This is a genomic window from Sphingomonas sp. Leaf20 (assembly GCF_001421535.1).
Lineage (GTDB): Bacteria > Pseudomonadota > Alphaproteobacteria > Sphingomonadales > Sphingomonadaceae > Sphingomonas.
The window spans coordinates 885,157-904,339 of sequence record NZ_LMKN01000008.1 but is presented as its reverse complement, the minus strand read 5'-3'; the positions used below and the strand labels follow the sequence as shown (position 1 = coordinate 904,339).

Genomic DNA, 19,183 nt, shown 5'->3' with positions numbered 1-19,183 from the left:
CTTTCCGCCCCCGTACCGCCCCCCTTTCCCGCCGCTGAGGATCACGCATGGCAACGCTAGCAACATCGGTTCCGTCGGGACGCTCCGCCCCGCCCCGCAAGACGCCGGGCAAGACGCTCGATGCGCTCAACTTCTTCCTGGCCGACGTTCGCGATGGCCTCGGGCCCTATCTCGCCATCTACCTGATCGCGGTCCGCGGTCCTGCGCATGGCTGGAACGAAGCGACGGTCGGGCTGGTCCTGACGATCGCCGGGATCGTCGGGCTGCTCGCGCAGACACCCGCAGGCGGGCTGATCGATCGCAGCAAGAACAAGCCGCGGATCGTCATGGCCGCCGCTTTGCTCGTCACGATCTCGAGCATCTCGCTGCCGATCGTCTCGGGCTTCACCGCGGTCGCCGTGACGCAGTCGATCGCTGCGGTGGCTGGTGCCGTCTTCGCGCCGGCGATCTCGGCGATCACGCTCGGGCTGGTCGGCGCAAAGCATTTCGCCAAGCGGGTCGGGCGCAACGAGGCGTTCAACCATGCCGGCAACGCCGTCTCCGCGGCATTGGCGGGGGCGTTGGCGTGGAAGTTCGGGCCGGTCGTCGTGTTCTGGCTGATGGGCGCGCTGACCGTTGCCAGCATCTTCACCGCATCGCACGTCCCCAACGACCAGATCGACAACGCGGTCGCGCGCGGTCTGGACTGCGAACCGGAGGAGGATTGCGAGGAGGCGAGCGGCTGGAAGACGCTGGTGGAGAACCGTCCGCTGATGGTGTTCGCGGCGATCGCCTTCCTCTTCCACCTCGCGAACGCGGCGATGCTGACGTCGGTCAGTCAGTTGCTCGCCAAGACGCTGGGCAAGGATCAGGCGACCTCGCTGACCGCGGCCTGCATCGTCGCCGCGCAGCTGGTGATGGTACCCGTCGCGATCTTCGTCGGGCGGCACACCGAACGGATCGGGACAAAGCCGATCTTCCTCGTCGCCTTCGCCTTCCTCGCGGCGCGCGGCGCCTTGTACACGGTCTCGGACGCCCCCTATTGGCTCGTCGGGGTCCAGGCGCTCGACGGCATCGGCGCAGGGATCTTCGGCGCGCTGTTCCCCGTCGTGATCGCCGACCTGACCAAGGGCTCGGGCCGGTTCAACGTCAGCCAGGGTGCGGTGGCAACCACGCAGGGGCTTGGTGCGGCACTGTCGGCGACGCTGGCGGGGTCGATCATCGTATGGGCCGGCTACAGCGTCGGCTTCCTCACGCTCGCCGCGATCGCGGCCTGCGGCTTCGTGCTCTATCTCGTCGCGATGCCCGAGACGAAGACGCACGACTGATCTCGCACCGGTTCATGCACACCGCGGCGCAGCAGATAGGTGTCCATGATCCAGCCATGATCCGCCCGGAGCCGGGCGCGTGCGCGCGTGATCGCCGGTCCCGCCTCCACCAGCGGACCGGCGATCAGCGCCTCGTGCGGCATGCCGAGATAGGCGCCCCACCAGATCGTCACGTCCTCCGGCACCAGCGTGGTGAAGGCGCAGCCGCCGTCGAGCATCACCGCGAGCGTATCGATCCCGTCGGGCCAGCCCGCGTCGCGCAACCGGCGCCCCGTCGTGATCAGCACGGGCGCCGCGATGTCGTTGAGCGGTATGGCGTGCGCCGCGGTCAGCGCCTGCAGGCTCGTGATCCCGGGAATGACCCGCACGGTCAGCGCCATGCCACCCGCCCCCAGCCGCGCGGCGATGCGCAAGCTGCTGTCGTACAGCGACGGATCACCCCAGACGAGCAACGCGACCCGCCCGCCTTCGCGGGGAAGATGCTCCCCGATCTGCGCAGTCCATACGCGCGCGATGGCATCATGCCAGCGATCGACCGCCACGCGGTAGGGCCCGGCCTCGTCGCGTTGGGGCAGGTCGAACTCCACGATCCGCGTCGATGTCGGCGTCGTCAGCATCTCCGCACAGATCGCGCGGCGCAGGTCGATCAGGTCGGACTTGCGGTCGCCCTTGCGCGGCAGCAGGATCAGGTCGGCGGCGTTCATCGCCGCGATCGCAGCGCGCGTCAGGTGATCGGGGTTGCCCGTCCCGATGCCGATCAGGTCGAGCGCGATCACGGCTCCATCAACGGCCCGTAGAGGATCAGCGCGGGTTTGCTCGACACCGTATCCTTCAGGCTTTCGGCCAGCGATGCGATCGTCGCGCGCGTCAGGCTCTGATCGGGGTGCCCGACATTCTCCGCCATCAATGCAGGCGTGTCGGGGGCGAGCCCGTGGTCGATCAGGCTGGCGGCCAGCGCGGGAAAGGTGCGCTTGGGCATGAACACCACCGTCGTCGCATCGGCATCGGCGAGCGCGGCCATGTTGCGCTGCTCGGGCAAATGGCCGGTGACGTCGTGCCCGGTGACGAACTGGACGCGTCGCGCCGCCAGCCGCCGCGTCAGCGGGATGGCGGCTGCCGCCGCCGCCGCGCTCGCCGCGCTGACGCCGGGAATGATCTCGAACGCGATGCCTGCGTCGCGCAGCGCGAGGATTTCCTCCTCCAGCCGCCCGAAGATCCCCGCGTCGCCAGACTTGAGGCGGACCACGCGAACGCCCGTCCGCGCATAGTCGACGAGCAATTGCGAGACGTGCGCCTGGCTTGGCGAAGGGCGCCCCGCGCGCTTGCCGACCGCGATCAGGTCCGCACCCGCGCGCGCGTGGCCGAGCACCGCCCCCGATGACAGGTCGTCGAACAGCACCGCGTCCGCCGCTTGCAGCCGCGCGACCGCCTTGAGCGTCAGCAGCTCGGGGTCGCCCGGCCCCGAGCCCACGAACGAGACGAACCCGGCTGCAGGCGTATCGGAGCCGGTGTGGCTCTGCTCGGTCATCCGGCGGCTGCAATCATGTGGAAGAACGATCCCGTTGCGTGGCCACGATGCGATCCCGTCTCGGGCACCGCGGCGCCCTGCGCATCGGCGACGCGGGCAAGCGGGGCATCGGGCTGTTCGATGATCGTCGAATAGTGGAATTCATGCCCCGCGAGCAAGTCGCCCGCAGCGAATCCCGCCATCGGCGCCTGCAGCGTCGCACGCCGATAGCCCAGATGCATCTTGCGCTGCGCATAGCTGGTAACGAGGCCCAGCAGGCCCGCCATCCGGTGCGCGACACCGTCCGCGTCGATGAGGGCCTCGCCAATCGCCATGTAGCCGCCGCATTCGCCGTGGACCGGGCGGGTGCGGGCATGCTCGACGAGCGCGGTGCGGAAATTTCCCGCCTGCGCTAGGCGACCGGCATGGAGTTCGGGATAGCCGCCCGGCAGCCAGACGAGGTCGGCATGGCGCGCGGGCGCCTCGTCCGCGAGCGGCGAGAAGGGCAGGATCTCCGCCCCCGCATGCCGCCAGCCTTCGAGCACGTGCGCATAGGTGAACGAGAATGCCGCGTCCTGCGCCAGTGCGATCCGCTGTGCAGGCGGGCGCTGCCAGACGGCGGGCATGTCGTCGGGCGCATCGGTCGCCTGGTTCGCCGCCGCCGCCGCCCGCAGCGCCGGCAGGTCGACATGCGCGCGCAGGAAGGTGGCATAGGCGTCGATCTGGACCTCGAGCTCGGGATGCTCGATCGCCTGGACGAGCCCGAGATGCCGTTCGGGCAGCTTCAGGTCGCCGCGTCGCGGCAGCGCACCGAATACGCGGATCCCCGCTGCCGCCATCCCGCTGCGCGCCAGCCGCTCGTGCCGGTCGCTGGCGACGCGGTTAAGGATCACCCCCGCGACCGTCACGCTCGGATCGTAGCGGCTGAAGCCGAGCGCGGTCGCGGCGGCGGACTGCGCCTGCCCCGACACGTCGATGACCAGCACGACCGGCCAGCCCATCCGCCGGGCAATGTCCGCGCTGGCGCCGTTGCCGACCGCGCCGGGGGTCGCGACACCGTCGAACAGCCCCATCGACCCTTCCGCCAGCGCGAGATCGGCATCGCCGCTCCGTGCCGCGATCGTATCGAGGATCGCCGGGGGCATCGCCCAGCTGTCGAGATTGTACGACGCCCGCCCGCTCGCCGCGCGGTGAAAGCCGGGGTCGATATAGTCGGGCCCGCATTTGAACGGCTGCACGACCAGCCCGTCGTCACGCAGCGCCCGCAGCAGCCCGAGCATCACGGTGGTCTTGCCCGTGCCGGAGGCGGGCGCGGCGACGAGCAGGCCGGGCGTCACGCCTCGTGCTCCGCAAACCGCGAATCCGCCGATTGCGGGCGGAAGCGGCGGTCATAGTCGACCGCGTACAGGCTGCTCTCGGCGAAATCCGTGGGGTCCAGCACGCGCCCGACGAGGATCAGCGCGGTCCGATCGGCCTGTCCCGCGACCGCCCCCTGGATCGTCGCCAGTGTCGCGCGGACGATGTGCTGGTCGGGCCAGCTCGCGCGCCAGACGACCGCGACCGGGCAATCCGCGCCATAGGCCGGGGTCAGGTCGGCGACGACCTTTGCCAGGTTATGGGCCGACAGGTGAACCGCGAGCGTCGCCCGCGTCGCGGCGAATGCCGCGAGCGTCTCCGCGGGCGGCATCGTGCTCGCGCGGCCCGGCGTCCGCGTCAGCACCACCGACTGCGCGAGTTCGGGGAGCGTCAGCTCGACCTCGAGCGCGGCGGCGGCGGCGGCGAAGGCGGGGACGCCCGGGGTGATCGTCACGGGGATTCCCAGCGCGCGCAGCCTGCGCAACTGCTCCCCCATCGCCGACCAGATCGACACATCGCCCGAATGCAGTCGCGCGACATCGTGCCCGGCGCCGTGCGCGACGCGGATCTCGTCGATGATCTGGTCGAGCGACAGCGACGCGGTGTTGATCACCCGCGCGCCCGGCGGGCAATGGTCGAGCATCGCCGCCGGGATCAGCGAGCCTGCATACAGGCACACGCGCGACGCGGCGATCCGATCGCGGCCGCGCAGCGTCAGCAGGTCGGGCGCGCCCGGTCCGGCGCCGATGAAATGAACCGTCATGCGTTGTGTCCTCGACAAGTGCCCCGCGCGATGGCGCACGTCGCCATCCGGTCGGCAGAGATGTGGCGGCTGGTCAGCAACACTGCGCCCGGTCCTGCCGCGGCGAGGGCCGCCGCCTCGGCGACGCTCCCCGTCGCGCGGTGGCGGATGCTGGCGATCGACCGCGTCGGTGTCCGCATCGCCTGCAACGCGGCGGGCGACACGCCAATGACAGTCAGCGGGCATCCGCCTGCTCGCGCCGCAACACGGTCGGCCGCGAGAAGGTCGGCAAGGGCCTGCACGAGCGCGATCTTGTCCTGCGGTACCGCGAGGATCTCGACCGGTGGGCATCCGTGCTGCGCAGTCGCCAGCGCCGCACGCAGCGCGTCGAGCCCTGCTGCGGCACGAAAGCCGAACCCCGCGACGATCACAGGACGACGCTCCATTGCACCACCGGATAGCGCGCCTGCCAGCCGCGCCGGGTGCCGAGCGGCACCGCTTCGGCCAGCTCGATCCGCAGCAACGTCCCGCCGTGCACCGCGTGCCATTCGCCGAGCAGCGCCTCCGATTCGAGCGTCACCGCGTTGGCGACCAGCCGCGTACCAGCCGGAAGCGTCGTCCAGAGTTCGGTCAGCAACGCGTCCGAAAGCCCCCCGCCGATGAACACCGCGTCCGGCGGGGCATGCCCTGCCAGCACCGCGGGCGCCCGCCCCTCGATCACCTCCAGCCGCTCGACGCCGAGCGCCGCTGCGTTTGCCCGCGCACGCGCGGCGCGCGCCGGATCGGCCTCGAACGCCAGCGCCTGCGTCGACGGATCGGCGAGCAGCCACTCGATCCCGACCGATCCCGACCCCGCGCCGATATCCCACAGCCGCTCGCCCGGCCGGGGTGCGAGCGCGGACAGCGTCAGCGCGCGAACCGGGCGCTTGGTGATCTGGCCGTCATGCGCGAACCAGCTGTCCTCGATCCCGGACGCGCGCGGCATCACCGCCCCCGCCCCGGCAAAGACGATACCGACCGCGACCGGATGCGCGACGTCGTCGAGCCCGAACGTGGCGGCCGTCGTTTCGCGATGCCGTTCGCGCGGGCCCCCGATCGCCTCGAGCACGTGCATCCGCGACGCGCCGAACCCCAGATCGGACAGATACCCGGCCAGCGCCCGCACCGCCGCGCCATCGCGTACGAGCACGATCGCGCGCGCATCGCGCACGGCATGACGTCGCAGCCTCGTCAGCGGTGCGGCGTGGAGACCCAGGCAGGTCGTCGTCTCGATGCTCCAGCCGAGCCGCGCCGCGACGAGCGTGAAGGTCGAGAGCGCGGGAAGCGCCACCCATTCGTCAGGCGACAGATGCCGCGTCACCGACGTCCCCGCGCCGTACCAGAACGGATCGCCCGACGCGAACAGGACCACCGCACGTCCGCGCTCGGCGAGCAGCGCGTCGATGCCGGACTCGAACGGGACCGGCCATGGTCGGCGCTCCGCCTTTCCTTCGCCGGCGAGGTCGGGCATCAGCGCGAGGTGGCGTGCGGCGCCGGTCACGATGTCCGCAGCCGCGATCGCCGCCTTCGCAGCGTCGGACAGCCCCGCGGCGCCGTCTTCGCCGATCCCGACGATCGTCAGCCAGGGAGTGTCAGCCATGCCGAATATCCTGATCCTGGGCGGCACGACCGAGGCCAGCGCGCTCGCCGCACGACTGGCGCTGCGCGGCGATCGTGCGGTACTGAGCTTTGCCGGACGCACGGCCTCGCCACGGGCGCAGCCGATCCCGGTCCGCATCGGCGGGTTCGGCGGCGTCGATGGCCTCGCGACGTATCTGCGCGATCACCGCGTCACGCACATCGTCGATGCCACGCACCCCTTTGCTGCACAGATGAGCGGCAACGCGGTCACTGCCGCCACGCGGGCCCGCGTGCCGCTGATCGCGCTGACCCGCCCCGCCTGGGCACCCGCCGCGGGCGATCGCTGGACTCGCGTGCCGGATATCGATGCCGCGGTCGCCGCGCTCGGCGGACCGCCGCGACGCGTGATGCTGGCGCTCGGGCGGATGCATGTCGACGCGTTTTCGGCGCAGCCGCAGCACCAGTATCTGTTGCGCTTCGTCGACCAGCCGGAGTGCCCCCCCGCGTTGCCCGACCATTGCCTCGTCGTCGATCGTGGACCGTTCGACGACGCGGGCGACCGCGCGCTGATGGACGCGCACGGCATCGACCTCGTCGTGTGCAAGAATGCCGGCGGACCGGGCGCAGTCGCGAAACTCCACGCCGCGCGCGCGCGCGGCATCCCGGTCGTCATGATCGATCGCCCCCCGCTGCCCGCCCGACGCGCGGTGCACGGCGTCGACGACGTCCTGCGCTGGCTCGATCACGACGCCGACCGCGGGGTATAGAGGATCGGCCCCACGGGCCGCGCGATGATGCGCGTCTGGCTCGACCCGACGATCACCATTGTCCGCATGTCCGCCATTGCGCCGTGCGCATCGGGCAGCGGCACGATGTCCAGCATTTCGTCCGGGGTCGAGACCGCGCGCGCAAACAGCACCGGACGCACATCGCGGCAGCTCGCACGGAGCACCGCGAACGCATCGTCAAGCGTGTCGGGCCGCGCCTTCGACCGCGGGTTGTAGAACGCGATGGCAAAATCCGCCTCCGCGGCGAGACGTATCCGGCGTTCGATCATCCCCCATGGCTTCAGATTGTCCGAGAGGTTGATCGCGCAGAAGTCATGCCCGAGCGGCGCGCCCGCCCGTGCGCTCGCCGCGAGCATCGCGGTGATGCCGGGGAGCACGCGAATATCGAGCGCGCGCCATGCCGCCGGCCCCGCCTCGAGCGCCTCGAACACCGCCGCCGCCATCGCGAACACGCTGGGATCGCCCGACGACACGACGACGACGCGCCGCCCCTCGTCCGCCAGCCGCAGCGCGTGCGCCGCCCGGTCGAGCTCGACGCGGTTGTCGCTGGGATGCAGCGTCAGACCGTCTCGCGCCGCGACCCGCGCGACATAGGGGACATAGCCGATCACGTCGGTCGCCTGCGCCAGCGCCGCGGTCACCTCGGGCGTGACGAGGTCCGGATCGCCCGGCCCCAGCCCCGCGATCGCCAGCCACCCGGTCATGGCCGCCGCCCCTGCCCGTGGATCAGCAGGATCGAGAAATAGGGCGTCACCGCGTCCGCCTCGCCCAGCCGCGTGACCCGCTGGTCCTGCATCGCTGCATGCTCGACCAGCCATGCCTCGTCCTCGCGCCCCGCCGCCGCCACCGCACGGCGGAGCTTGCCCAGATGCCGGCCGATCTTCATCACCACCAGCGCGTCGGTGTCGCGGATCCGCCGGACCAGATCCTCCTCGGGCAGCGTCGCCATCAGCACGGTGAGGACGTCGTCGCCCCAGGTGATCGGCGCGCCGCTCGCGGTCCATGCGCCCGACATCCCCGTTATCCCCGGCACGACGCACACCGGAGCGATCGTCTGCAACCGCGTATAGAGGTGCATGAACGATCCATAGAAGAACGGGTCGCCCTCGCATAGGACCACGACATCCTCGCCGCCGCGCACCAGGCCCGCCAGATGGTCGATACAGCCCGCATAGAAGGCGGACAGGCAGTCGTTGTAGCGCGGGTCGGCGACCGCGATCTCGGTGGTGACGGGATATTCCATCGCGAATTCGGTGACGTCGTCGCGCAGCATGCCGTCGACGATCCTGCGCGCATGACCGCTGCGTCCGGCCTTGCGGAAATAGGCGATGTGGCGCGCACCGCGGACGAGGCGGTCGGCGCGCACGCTCATCAGGTCGCACGCCCCCGGCCCGAGGCCCACGCCGTGGATCGTGCCGCATCGCACCGCAGAAGGCTGCACGGTGATCATTCCGCCGCGCTCGCCAGCGCGTTGACCGCGGCGACGGTGATCGCGCTGCCCCCCAGCCGGCCCTCGACGATCACGCAGGGCACGGGTTGCGCACTCCACAGCGCGTCCTTCGATTCGACGGCGCCGACGAACCCGACGGGACATCCGATGATCGCCGCCGGCCGCGGACACGCGGGATCCTCAAGCATGGTCAGCAGATGGAACAGCGCGGTCGGGGCATTGCCGATCGCGACGATCGCGCCCGCGAGATGCGGCCGCCAGGCCTCCAGCGCGGCGGCCGACCGGGTCGTCGCCATCGCGGTCGCGAGCACGATCGTTTCGGGCTGGTGCAACGTGCAGATCACCGCATTCTCCGCGGGTAACCGCGCGCGCGTGATCCCCTCGCTGACCATCCGCGCATCGCACAGGATCGGCGCCCCGGCCCGCAACGCGGTCCGCGCGGCGTGGCCGAAACCGGGTGAAAAGCGGATATGCGCAGCGAGTTCGACCAGCCCGGCGGCGTGGATCATCCGCACCGCGACGGGCTCGTCCCCGGGCGCGAACCGCGCGAGATCGGCCTCGGCGCGGATCATCGCGAACGACTGGCGATAGATCGCCGCGCCATCGGTTTCATAGGCGTAGGGCATTCAGGCGGCTCCGAAATGAGCGAGGATCTGCGCGGCGTCGAGACCGGCATGCACGGGCGTCGCGCCGGCGCGCGCGTCGAAGGCGAGGTCGAACACGCCGTCGCGCGCCGTCAGCACGACATCGGCCGGCGCCGCGCGCGCGCATCCCTTCGCACAGCCCGAGACATGGAGCCGGCCACCGACATGCGGCGCCAATTGTCGCGCCAGCGCGCGCGTGGCCGCATTCGCCTGCGGACAGGCGGGCGCGCCGACACAGGCATCGGCGCGCAGCACGGGGGCTGTCGGGTCGACAATCAGCGCGTCGCTGTCGGCCGGGCTCCCGATCGCCGCCGCGGCTTCGCAGAGCAGCATGCGCCAAGGCGTCACGCGTACGGCACCGATCGCCGGTTCGGCCTCCAGCCACCGGATGAACGCCGCCGCGGCGATCCGCCCGAACGGCAGCGCGACCGCCAGCCCGAGCGGATGGACGCCCGGCCGGATACGGGGCGCGGGCATCGCGGGCGGCTCCTGCTCGCGCGCCCATGTCGGCAGCGCCGCGGCATGCCGTGCCATCCGGCCGCTGTCCGCGCCGCCGGTCTCGACGAACCAGCGTGCGAGCGCGACCAGCGTATCGATCTCACGCCCCTGCCCGAGCGGCGTGCCGCGGTGCCGCCCCTCCGCACGCGCGATCAACCCGCCCGACGCCCCCCGTTCGATCCGGAAGTCCGCCGGTGCCTCGTGCAGCACCGGCGCGGTCCCGGCATCGATCGCGAAGCCGACCTTGCCCGGCAGCTCGGGGAGCTCGGCGATCCGCGCATACATGGCTCCCGCAAGGCGGTGCGTATCGTCGCCCGGCACGTGATCGGGCGCGACGATAAGCGCCGCGCGCGCGTCAACGCCGGGGTGGGGATCGATCAGCCCGAGCTCGAGCAGCGCGTCGATGAGCGCGCGCCAGCTATCCTCGCGGACGCCGCGGATCTGCAGCCCGGCCCGACTGGTCACGTCGATCTCGCCATTGCCATGTCGCAGCGCTGCCCGGCACAGGCCAAGGAGCGCCGCGCGCGGCACCCGCCCGAGCCGTGGCCGGACGCGCACGAGCAAGCCATCGCCCGCCATCATCGGCCGCCACGCATCGGGGCACCAGCCCTTGACGACGAACGCGCTCAAGCGGGCATGCCGAGTTGCGCGAGAATGGAGTTGCGCCGCGTCGGCCACAGATTGGCGGCGTGCAGCGCCGCAAAGCGCGCGCGCATCGCCGCCAGTGCCGCGGGATTTGCGGCCTCGAGGAATTCGACGACCGTTTCGCGTGCCAGCGTCGCATCGAAATACAGGTCGATCAGCTCAACCGAGACCGCGTCGGCGAGGTGCGCGAACGCGCCGAGGTGATCGAGCGTCGCGGCGATCTCCGCCCCCCCGCGAAACCCGTGGCGCAGCATCCCGTCGACCCAGGCGGGGTTCGCCGCGCGCGCATGGACGACGCGCGCAATCTCTTCGTGCAGGGGGCGTGCGCGCGGTCGATCCGGGTCGCGCGCATCGAGGTGGTACAGCGCGGCGCTGCCACCCGCGACCGTCTGCGCCGCCGCAAACCCGGCCTCGTGCGCCGCATAATCCGCGGCGAGCAGCAGGTCGGTCTCGGGCAGGTCCTGCACATGAACGAACGCGTCGGCAGCGGCCACGCGGTCGCGGATACCGTGCGGATCGGAGACGTCGCGCCCGTCCTCACCCCCTTCCCCGTCAAGCGCATGGCTCGAGGCCGCAAGCCATGCCTCACCCGCGGCAAGACGGGCGTCGGCGGTATAGGTCTCTGCCGCGTCCCCCATCGCCAGCCCGTAGCGACCCGGCCCCGGGCCATAGACGCGCGCGGTCACGGCCTGTCCGACGAACGGATTCCACGCCGGCGGCTCGTCACGTCGCGCGAGCGCGCGGACCGCCTGCCCGAACATCGCGCACAGCGTCGGGAACGCATCGCGGAACAACCCCGACACGCGCAGCGTGACGTCGATGCGTGGCCGGTCGAACTGCGCAAGCGGCAGGATCTCGATCCCCGTGACGCGGTCGGACTGCAGGTCCCACACCGGTTCCGCGCCGAGCAGGTGGAGCGCCATCGCGAATTCCTCGCCCGCCGTGCGCATCGTCGCCGACGCCCACAGATCGACCACGATCGTACGCGGATAGTCGCCGTGATCCTGCAGATGCCGCCGGATCAGCTCGTCGGCGAGCGTCACGCCCTGCGCATGCGCGGTCCGCGACGGCACCGCGCGCGGATCGGTGGTGTACAGGTTCCGCCCCGTCGGCAACACGTCCGCGCGTCCACGCCATGGCGAGCCCGACGGCCCTCCCGCGACGCGCGCGCCTCGCAGCGCCGTCAGCAGCCCGGTGCGTTCCGCCGCGCCCTGCTCGCCGCGACCATAGACGTGCAGCCCGTCGCCGAACTGGCTCTCCTTCACGTCGCACACGAACGCATCGATCCGCGTGATCGCGTCCGCGGACGATTGCGCGGTGTCGAGATTCAGCGTCGCGGCGAGCCCGGTCGCGTTCGCCTCGTCGCGGATGTCGCGTTGCAGCCGGTCGCGTCGCGCCGGATCTAGCCCGTCCGCATTCGAAAATTCGTCGAGCAGCGCCTCGAGCCGGCCGAGCCCTGCGCCGCTCCGCGTGCGCTCGAGCGGTGGGGGAACATGGCCGAGCGTGACCGCGCCGATCCGCCGCTTGGCCTGCGCGGCCTCGCCGGGGTCGTTGACGATGAACGGATAGATTACGGGCATGGCCCCCACCAGAACCTCGGGCCAGCACGCGTCCGACAGCGCCACCGACTTGCCCGGCAGCCATTCGAGCGTCCCGTGCGCGCCGACATGCACGAGCGCGTCGGTGCCTCGCGCCTGCAGCCAGAGATAGAAGGCGGCATAGGCATGACGCGGACACCGCGACAGGTCGTGATACTCCTCGCTCCGCACGTCGCGCCGTCCGCGCTCGGGCTGCAGCGCGACCAGAACGCCGCCATGCTCGACCGCGGCGAACGCGAACGCGCCATCGACGCACGCGGGATCGCTGTCGGGCGCCCCCCAGCTCCGCTCGAGATCATCGCGCACGTCGCGCGGCAGTCGCGCAAGCGCCGCCTGATACGCCGCGAGCGGCCACGTCATCCGCTTCGTTGCCAACGCGGACTCGCGCTTTTCGCGCGGTCCCTCGCCGAGCGCATACCCCGCCGCCGCCAGATCCTCGAGGATCGCGTCCGTCGATGCCAGCGAATCGAGGCCGACCGCATGCGCCATCTGGTACGCCTTGCCCGGATAGGTCGACAGCAGGATCGCGACCCGCCGCTCGGCAGCCGGCTTGCGCGCGAGATCGACCCAGGCCGTCACCCGCGCCGCGATCGCAGCGATCCGGGCCGGGTCGCCGCGGTGCTCGCGACGCGCATATTCGAGCGCGCGGTCGCGCGTGCCATCCTCCTTGAAGCTCGCGACGCCTGCGAACAGTCGCCCGTCGACCTCGGGCAGCACGACGTGCATCGCGAGATCGGCCGGGGACAGCCCGCGGCTCGACCCGGCCCAGGCGGCGCGATCGGAGGTCGCCAATGCGATCTGGAACACGGGCACCCCTGCACCGTCGAGCGGTGTCGTCTCGCCGGACCCCCGCGCCGAAAACGCGGTCGCGTTGACGATCGCCGCGGGCGCCAGCGCCGCGACCCAGCGCGCGAGCCACCCGGCCGCGTCGGGCGCCTTCAGCGACGGCGCGAACAGGCCCAGCACGTCGAACCCGTGTCCGGTGAGCGCGGCATGCAACGCGTCGATCGGATGCAGGTCCGCCGCCGTCAGATAGGAACGATAGAATATCAGCAGCACACGCGGGCGCCTGGCGGTCAGCGCGAACGCCGCGGGGCACGACACGCCCCCGCCCGGCTGCCACCCACCGACTTCGGCGATCGTCCGCACGCCCGGCACCGGCCCCGCATACAGCCCCGCCGCAAGCGCGAACTGCGCAAGTGCCGCCTGCGCCGCGACCGTGCCGCCGGTATCGCAGAGCATCGCCAGCTGCCGGAGCGTCGATACCGGGATCGTCGATGCGGCATCGAGCCTCGGATCGATCCGCCCATCGGCCGACAGCACCGCCAGCGCGATCCCCCTCTCGCGCGCGAGCGCCTCGACCTGTTGCAGGCCATAGCTCCAATAGGCGCGGCCACCGATCAGCCGGATCAGCACCCCCTTCGCACCCGCCAGCGTCCGCTCGACATAGGTATCGACCGAGAGCGGATGCGCGAGCGTCGACAGGTTGGCGAGCCGGACCGACGGCAACGGGCTTCCCGCCGCATCCGCGCGCCGCCACCCCGCCGCGAATGCGCCGAGGTCGCTGTCGGAAAACGACAGGACGACAAGGTCTGCGGGGGTCTGCGCCAGGTCCTGCGGGACCGCGCTTTCCTCCAGCCCATGCGTCTCGCGAAAGACGACGTGCATCGTCGTCAGGCGTCCAGCGCGGCCCTGATCTGCACCGCGTCGATGCGATCATGCTCGGCGATGACGACCAGCTGCGTGCGCCGCGGCTCGTCCGCGCGCCACAATCGGTCATATTGCGTCCGCACGCGCGCGCCGACCGCCTGCACCAGCAGCCGCATCGGCTTGCCCGCGACCGCGGCATAGCCCTTCACGCGCAGGATGTCCGCACTGCGGGCCAGCGCCTCGATCCGCGCGGTCAGGGCGGCGGGGTCGGCAATCTCGCCCAGCTCGACGACGATGCTGTCGAAATCGTCATGCTCGTGATCATCCTCGCCGTCGTGATGCGAGGGGCGTGCGGCGATATCGTCCTCCGCCGCCGCGCCGAGCCCCAGGATCACGCGCGGGTCGATCACCCCGTCGGTCAGGTCGATTACCGGCAGCGGCCGTGCCGACTCCGCCGCGATCACCGCACGCGCCCTGGCCACGCCCTCGGGCCCGGCGAGATCGACCTTGGTGAGCAGCACCAGATCCGCGCATGCCAGCTGGTCCTCGAAAACCTCGGACAGCGGCGTCTCGTGATCGACGCTCGGATCAGCGGCGCGCTGCGCATCGAGTGCGGCGAGATCGGGCGCGAACCGCCCGGCCGCGACCGCCTCGGCATCGGCGAGCGCGATCACGCCGTCGACCGTGATACGCGAGCGGATGGCCGGCCAGTCGAACGCCTTGAGCAGCGGCTTGGGCAGCGCCAGCCCCGACGTCTCGATCAGGATATGGTCGGGCCGCGGGTCGAGCGCGAGCAGCGTCTCGACGGTCGGGATGAAATCATCCGCGACGGTGCAGCAGATGCAGCCATTTGCCAGCTCGACGACATTCTCCGCCGGACAATCGGGGATCGCGCAGCCCTTGAGGATGTCGCCATCGATCCCGAGCGTGCCGAATTCATTGACCACCACCGCAAGCCGCCGCCCGCCCGCATTGCGGATCAGGTGGCTGATCAGCGTGGTCTTGCCCGCCCCGAGGAACCCGGTGACTATCGTGACGGGAACCTTGGCCAGGCTCGGGGGGGCCGGATTCGGCTGGATATCGGACATGCTTGCTCTCCACGGCGTCGGAACGACGGCCACGGACGGACGCACGTCCGCAGCCACACGCACGCACGACCTTGCGGCCGCACGCGTTCGTCGCTCAGACGGGTTACCGTGCCGCGACCATCCCCTGGATCAAGGCAAGAGCGACCATAACGCTGGCAGGTCTCCTGGCTCGCGGGTCAAAGCTCGATGCACGCCTTCCCAGGTCCGCGACCCAGTGGCTGCCCCCGCGATGGAGGGCCCGTGCGTCTCGCTCACCGCTTACAGTTGCAGGGACAGCCGCGGCATTGGGAGCAAAGCCCCCGCACCGCATTCCCATTCAAGCCCCGAAGGGCACCGGCGCGATCAACGAGGATCGGTAGAACCAATCCTCGAGGACCAACTTAGAGCAATTCGCAAAGGCTGCCAATGCACATCGCCCTCACAATCCTCCCCCTGGCGGGGGAGGATCAGCGAAGACCTTACCCGTGCACCACCTCGATCTCGTCGAACCGCTTCCACCGATAGATCGCAAAGCTCAGCACCCAGCACGCGACGAACAGCGCGATGATCGCGAACCCCAGCCCGTTGAAATTCTCCCCCAGCGCGGCAGCAGCGTCCCACACGCCCCCGCTCAGCCCGAGTTTCGACCCGATCAGCGCCAGCGTCTCGATTCCCCCGATCGCGATCGCGACGATCGCCGAGATCAGCGTGATCGTGATGTTGTAGTACAGCTTGCGGATCGGCTTCACGAACGCCCACTCATATGCGCCGAGCATCACCACGCCGTCGGCGGTGTCGACCAGCGCCATGCCCACCGCGAACAGCACCGGCAGCACCAGCACCGTGCCGATCGACAGACCGTCCGCCGCCTGGCTCGCGGACAGCCCAAGGATCGCCACCTCGGTCGCGGTGTCGAACCCCAGCCCGAACAGGAACCCGAGCGGCGCCATGTGCCAGCTTTGCGTCACCAGCCGGAACATCGGCCGGAACAGCCGCGCGAGCAGCCCGCGATTGCCGAGCAGCAGGTCGAGATCCTCCTCGACATAGGCCCCCCCGCGCCGGACGTGCCCGAACGTCCGCCACACCGATCGCAGGATGATCAGGTTCATCGCCGCGATCGTGAACAGGAACAGCGCGGAGATCATCGTCGCGACGACGCCGCCGACCTGCTTGAACGCCTCGAACTGCGACAGCGCATTGGCGGTCAGCGCGATCGCGACCGCGGCGATCAGGACGATCCCCGAATGCCCGATCGCGAACCAGAATCCGACCGCGATCGGCCGCTGCCCCTCCTGCATCAGCTTGCGCGTCACATTGTCGATCGCCGCGATATGGTCGGCATCGACCGCGTGACGCAGGCCAAGCCCCCAGGCGAGCAATGCGGTTCCGAGCATCAGCGGCTGTGCGTGGAACAGCGAGAACGCCCACCCCCATGCGGCGATATTCGCCGCGACCAGCATCGCGAACATCACACCCACACGCTTGCGCACGGAGCCTCGCACCGGTCGTTCGATCGTCAAGCTCGTCATGTCTACCCCCCGGCGTCCGACGCGGGCGGGGGCCTGCCGCGCGAACGGCCGGGACGTGCGCCGGCCGGACGCCATGAGCGGCCGGCACGCGTCGCCGATGCGGCCCCAGCCACATGGTCGTCGCTCAGACGGCGCTTGCCGTGCCTCGGTCACCCCCTGGACCGGGACAAGAGCGACCAGACGCCGGCAGGTCTCCTGGCTCGCGGGTCAAGGCTCGACGCACACCTTCCCAGGCCGATGGCCCAGTGGCTGCCCTTTTTGAGGGGGCGCGTGCGTGTCGCTCGCCGCTTACAGTTGCAGGGACAGCCACGGCATTGGGGCGAACCCCGCACCGCATTCCCATTCAAGCCCCGAGGGGCACCGACGCGATCTGTACCGATCCGGGTTGCGCCGGATCAGCGAGGCCGGGTTAGCGCGCTTTGCCGCGGCTGACGACAGGATTTGCATGCGGCACCGTCGCGCACCGCGATCCGCAACGTCTCGGCGGGTCGGGACGTTATCCCACCATCGCCACCCGTAACGCGGCCCGTTATCCCCGTTCGCGGGTTCATACGAGTAGCCGCGTACCCCCATTTGCCTCCAGCCCCCCTGCATCCTTTCCCTCGCCTGCCCACCGGAGCCTTCATGCCCCCTCTCGTTCCCGTTGCCGAAGCCCAGGCCCGCCTTTTCGCGATGGCCGCGCGCGTCCCAGCCGAGCGCGTTCCCTTGCGCGCCGCGATCGGGCGCTGGGCGGCGGAGGATATCCTCGCGCGCCGGACCCAGCCCGCGACCGATCTTTCGGCGATGGACGGCTATGCGATCCGCTTTGCCGACATGCCGGGGCCGTGGCGCGTGATCGGCGAAAGCGCTGCGGGCCGCCCCTTTGCAGGGATTGTCGGCGCGGGTGAGGCGACCCGCATCTTCACCGGCGCCGCGATGCCCGCCGGTGCGGACACCGTGCTCGTCCAGGAAGAGGCCGCACGCGACGGCGACCGCCTGTCGCTCGATGGCGAAGGCCCCGCGTACGAAGGCCGCAACACGCGGCGGAAGGGCCTCGACTTCGCCACCGGCACGCGGCTGATCGCGCAGGGCGACCGGCTGAGCCCGGCGCGCATCGCCGTCGCGGCGACCGGCGGGCATGGCGCGCTCCCCGTCGGGCGGCGCCTGCGTGTCGCGGTCGCCGCGACCGGCGACGAACTCGTCCCCCCCGGTTCGACCGAGGATCCCGTCCCTCTGCCCGAATCGAACGGCATCATGCTCGCGGCGCTGCTCGCCGATCTGCCCGTCGACATCGTCGATCTCGGGATCCTGCCCGACCGTCTCGACACGCTGCGCGACGCATTTGCGGGCGTCGACGCCGACCTGCTCGTGACAACCGGTGGCGCGTCGGTCGGCGACCACGATCTCGTCCGCCCCGCGATCGAAGCGGCGGGCGGCAGCATCGACTTCTGGCGGATCGCGCTTCGCCCGGGCAAGCCGATGATGGCGGGGACGCTCGGTCGGACGATGCTGCTCGGCCTGCCCGGCAACCCCGTTTCCGCCTTCGTCACGGCGATCCTGTTCGTCCGCCCGGTCGTCGCGCACATGCTCGGCGCACGCGATCCGCTCCCGCAGACGACGCACGCGCTGCTCGGCGAGGATCTGCCGCCCAACGAGTCGCGTACCGATTACATGCGCGCCGAACTGCGCGACGGGCGCGCCTATGCCTCGACCATCCAGGACAGCTCGATGCTGCTCACGCTCGCGCGGTCGACCTGCCTGATCGTCCGCGACGGCGACGCGCCCGCAGCACGTGCGGGCGACTCGGCGGAAATCCTCATCATCGCCTGACGGATCGCTTGACGCCGGCCATTGTGTTCCATAGAAGTTCCTCGTCTGTTCCGGACGGAGAACCGCTATGCTCACGCGCAAGCAGCACGAGCTTGTCTGCTTCATCAACGATCGCCTCGCAGAGACGGGCGTTTCGCCCTCGTTCGAGGAGATGAAGGACGCGCTCGACCTGAAATCCAAATCGGGCGTCCACCGCCTGATCAGCGCGCTCGAGGAGCGCAATTTCATCCGCCGCCTGCCGAACCGCGCGCGCGCACTCGAAATCCTGCGGATGCCCGAGCGCCCGGACATGCCCGCGACGAAATCGGCCGCCGCGAAGCCCGCGCCCCCGGCCGGTCCGGCAAACGCCGAGCCGTCGCCCAGCGTGCGCCCGGCCCATATCCCGGTCGCCGCGAACGACGTCGTCGAGATTCCGCTGCACGGCCGGATCGCCGCAGGCGTGCCGATCGAGGCGTTCGAAGGCAGCTCGATGCTGGCGGTCCCCGCCGCCTTGCTCGGTTCGGGCGAGCATTATGCGCTCGAGGTGTCCGGCGACTCGATGGTCGATGCGGGAATTCTCGACGGCGACTATGCGCTGATCCGCCGCACCGAGACCGCCCGCGACGGCGAGATCGTCGTCGCGCTGATCGAGGACAGCGAGGCGACGCTCAAATATTTCCGCCGCGAAGGCGCGATGGTCCGGCTCGATCCCGCCAACCGCTCCTATGACCCGCAACGCTACGCCCCCGCGCAGGTCCGTGTGCAGGGCAAACTGTCGGGCATCCTGCGGCGTTACGACTGACGATAGGGTCTCCGGGAAGGTAGATGACGAAGCAGTCGACTCCCTCCTGCCCCCTATCGCCAGCTGTCAGAGCCGGAAAAAAAGTGCCTCACCCCAAGTCCGAATCTAATTTACCCCCGTCATCCTGACGAAAGTCAGGATCCAGAGCCAAGAGCGTCGTCCCGTTCGCCCTGGATCCGCGATCTGGTCAGC

Annotated in this window: 17 protein-coding genes and 2 riboswitches; of the genes, 4 read left to right on the top strand and 13 right to left on the bottom strand. The window is 70.6% G+C overall.

The genetic code is table 11. The annotated features are described in order from the left end of the window. Nucleotides 1–47: 47 nt before the first annotated feature. Nucleotides 48–1,307 (top strand): MFS transporter, encoded by a 1,260-nt coding sequence (locus ASE72_RS12445; RefSeq protein WP_056021494.1) that lies wholly within the window; start codon nt 48–50, stop codon nt 1,305–1,307. On the opposite strand, the gene cobF is transcribed toward ASE72_RS12445, so the two are convergent. The 6 genes from cobF to ASE72_RS12415 are packed head-to-tail and all read right to left on the bottom strand — an operon-like array spanning nt 1,268 to nt 6,551. Then, entirely contained in the window at nt 1,268–2,083 is an 816-nt protein-coding gene (gene cobF / locus ASE72_RS12440; protein ID WP_056021491.1) for a precorrin-6A synthase (deacetylating), read from the bottom strand. The genes ASE72_RS12445 and cobF overlap by 40 nt on opposite strands. Beyond that, a complete protein-coding gene (gene cobA / locus ASE72_RS12435) occupies nt 2,080–2,835 on the bottom strand; it encodes a uroporphyrinogen-III C-methyltransferase (RefSeq protein ID WP_056021487.1) in 756 nt (251 codons plus the stop codon). The genes cobF and cobA overlap by 4 nt, the downstream gene beginning before the upstream one ends. Continuing rightward, nucleotides 2,832–4,151, bottom strand: a complete 1,320-nt coding sequence (locus ASE72_RS12430) for a cobyrinate a,c-diamide synthase (RefSeq protein WP_056021485.1) — start codon at nt 4,149–4,151, stop codon at nt 2,832–2,834. The genes cobA and ASE72_RS12430 overlap by 4 nt, the downstream gene beginning before the upstream one ends. Beyond that, nucleotides 4,148–4,933, bottom strand: coding sequence for a precorrin-4 C(11)-methyltransferase (gene cobM, locus ASE72_RS12425; RefSeq protein ID WP_056021483.1), 786 nt, complete (start codon nt 4,931–4,933; stop codon nt 4,148–4,150). Before cobM ends, ASE72_RS12430 begins: the two co-directional genes overlap by 4 nt. Further along, entirely contained in the window at nt 4,930–5,358 is a 429-nt protein-coding gene (locus ASE72_RS12420; RefSeq protein ID WP_235532338.1) for a cobalamin biosynthesis protein, read from the bottom strand. Before ASE72_RS12420 ends, cobM begins: the two co-directional genes overlap by 4 nt. Beyond that, nucleotides 5,340–6,551: a bifunctional cobalt-precorrin-7 (C(5))-methyltransferase/cobalt-precorrin-6B (C(15))-methyltransferase gene (locus ASE72_RS12415; RefSeq protein ID WP_056021478.1), complete on the bottom strand. Its 1,212-nt coding sequence runs from the start codon at nt 6,549–6,551 to the stop codon at nt 5,340–5,342. The genes ASE72_RS12420 and ASE72_RS12415 overlap by 19 nt, the downstream gene beginning before the upstream one ends. Between ASE72_RS12415 and ASE72_RS12410 the strand changes: the two genes are divergently transcribed. Continuing rightward, entirely contained in the window at nt 6,550–7,299 is a 750-nt protein-coding gene (locus tag ASE72_RS12410) for a cobalt-precorrin-6A reductase (RefSeq protein ID WP_056021475.1), read from the top strand. The genes ASE72_RS12415 and ASE72_RS12410 overlap by 2 nt on opposite strands. Here ASE72_RS12410 and cobJ read toward each other — a convergent pair. The 7 genes from cobJ to ASE72_RS12375 all read right to left on the bottom strand — a co-directional run bounded on the left by cobJ (nt 7,275) and on the right by ASE72_RS12375 (nt 16,341). Further along, entirely contained in the window at nt 7,275–8,024 is a 750-nt protein-coding gene (gene cobJ, locus ASE72_RS12405) for a precorrin-3B C(17)-methyltransferase (RefSeq protein WP_056021472.1), read from the bottom strand. The two genes, ASE72_RS12410 and cobJ, sit on opposite strands and share 25 nt — an antisense overlap. Further along, the gene (cobI, locus tag ASE72_RS12400; protein WP_056021469.1) at nt 8,021–8,770 is read right to left on the bottom strand and encodes a precorrin-2 C(20)-methyltransferase; all 750 of its coding nucleotides are present in this window, start codon (nt 8,768–8,770) and stop codon (nt 8,021–8,023) included. The genes cobJ and cobI overlap by 4 nt, the downstream gene beginning before the upstream one ends. Further along, nucleotides 8,767–9,396, bottom strand: coding sequence for a precorrin-8X methylmutase (locus ASE72_RS12395; protein ID WP_056021466.1), 630 nt, complete (start codon nt 9,394–9,396; stop codon nt 8,767–8,769). Before ASE72_RS12395 ends, cobI begins: the two co-directional genes overlap by 4 nt. Beyond that, a complete protein-coding gene (locus ASE72_RS12390; RefSeq protein ID WP_056021463.1) occupies nt 9,397–10,542 on the bottom strand; it encodes a cobalamin biosynthesis protein CobG in 1,146 nt (381 codons plus the stop codon). It lies immediately after the preceding gene. Next, nucleotides 10,539–13,823, bottom strand: a complete 3,285-nt coding sequence (gene cobN, locus ASE72_RS12385) for a cobaltochelatase subunit CobN (protein WP_056021460.1) — start codon at nt 13,821–13,823, stop codon at nt 10,539–10,541. Before cobN ends, ASE72_RS12390 begins: the two co-directional genes overlap by 4 nt. 5 nt (nt 13,824–13,828) lie before the next feature. Further along, nucleotides 13,829–14,893, bottom strand: a complete 1,065-nt coding sequence (cobW, locus tag ASE72_RS12380) for a cobalamin biosynthesis protein CobW (RefSeq protein ID WP_056021457.1) — start codon at nt 14,891–14,893, stop codon at nt 13,829–13,831. A 137-nt stretch (nt 14,894–15,030) separates the two neighbouring features. Then, nucleotides 15,031–15,246, bottom strand: a riboswitch (cobalamin riboswitch). 105 nt (nt 15,247–15,351) lie between these two features. After that, the gene (locus tag ASE72_RS12375) at nt 15,352–16,341 is read right to left on the bottom strand and encodes a HoxN/HupN/NixA family nickel/cobalt transporter (protein ID WP_056022298.1); all 990 of its coding nucleotides are present in this window, start codon (nt 16,339–16,341) and stop codon (nt 15,352–15,354) included. Nucleotides 16,342–16,569: 228 nt separating this feature from the next. Next, a riboswitch (cobalamin riboswitch) is annotated at nt 16,570–16,781 on the bottom strand. Between the two features lie 244 nt (nt 16,782–17,025). On the opposite strand from ASE72_RS12375, the gene ASE72_RS12370 reads away from it, so the two are divergent. Next, nucleotides 17,026–18,210, top strand: a complete 1,185-nt coding sequence (locus tag ASE72_RS12370; RefSeq protein WP_056021454.1) for a molybdopterin molybdotransferase MoeA — start codon at nt 17,026–17,028, stop codon at nt 18,208–18,210. A gap of 67 nt (nt 18,211–18,277) precedes the next feature. Beyond that, nucleotides 18,278–18,991 carry a transcriptional repressor LexA gene (gene lexA / locus ASE72_RS12365; protein WP_056021453.1) on the top strand — a complete coding sequence of 238 codons (714 nt, stop codon included), beginning with the start codon at nt 18,278–18,280 and terminating at the stop codon, nt 18,989–18,991. Nucleotides 18,992–19,183: the final 192 nt, after the last annotated feature.

What these genes read in the sequence shown, in the direction of transcription:
- ASE72_RS12445 (WP_056021494.1), top strand. Translation starts at nt 48, where the DNA reads ATGGCAACGCTAGCAACATCGGTTCCGTCGGGACGCTCCGCCCCGCCC.
- cobA (WP_056021487.1), bottom strand. Translation starts at nt 2,835, where the DNA reads ATGACCGAGCAGAGCCACACCGGCTCCGATACGCCTGCAGCCGGGTTC.
- cobM (WP_056021483.1), bottom strand. Translation starts at nt 4,933, where the DNA reads ATGACGGTTCATTTCATCGGCGCCGGACCGGGCGCGCCCGACCTGCTG.
- ASE72_RS12420 (WP_235532338.1), bottom strand. Translation starts at nt 5,358, where the DNA reads ATGGAGCGTCGTCCTGTGATCGTCGCGGGGTTCGGCTTTCGTGCCGCA.
- ASE72_RS12410 (WP_056021475.1), top strand. Translation starts at nt 6,550, where the DNA reads ATGCCGAATATCCTGATCCTGGGCGGCACGACCGAGGCCAGCGCGCTC.
- ASE72_RS12415 (WP_056021478.1), bottom strand. Translation starts at nt 6,551, where the DNA reads ATGGCTGACACTCCCTGGCTGACGATCGTCGGGATCGGCGAAGACGGC.
- cobJ (WP_056021472.1), bottom strand. Translation starts at nt 8,024, where the DNA reads ATGACCGGGTGGCTGGCGATCGCGGGGCTGGGGCCGGGCGATCCGGAC.
- cobI (WP_056021469.1), bottom strand. Translation starts at nt 8,770, where the DNA reads ATGATCACCGTGCAGCCTTCTGCGGTGCGATGCGGCACGATCCACGGC.
- ASE72_RS12395 (WP_056021466.1), bottom strand. Translation starts at nt 9,396, where the DNA reads ATGCCCTACGCCTATGAAACCGATGGCGCGGCGATCTATCGCCAGTCG.
- cobN (WP_056021460.1), bottom strand. Translation starts at nt 13,823, where the DNA reads ATGCACGTCGTCTTTCGCGAGACGCATGGGCTGGAGGAAAGCGCGGTC.
- cobW (WP_056021457.1), bottom strand. Translation starts at nt 14,893, where the DNA reads ATGTCCGATATCCAGCCGAATCCGGCCCCCCCGAGCCTGGCCAAGGTT.
- ASE72_RS12375 (WP_056022298.1), bottom strand. Translation starts at nt 16,341, where the DNA reads ATGTTCGCGATGCTGGTCGCGGCGAATATCGCCGCATGGGGGTGGGCG.
- ASE72_RS12370 (WP_056021454.1), top strand. Translation starts at nt 17,026, where the DNA reads ATGCCCCCTCTCGTTCCCGTTGCCGAAGCCCAGGCCCGCCTTTTCGCG.
- lexA (WP_056021453.1), top strand. Translation starts at nt 18,278, where the DNA reads ATGCTCACGCGCAAGCAGCACGAGCTTGTCTGCTTCATCAACGATCGC.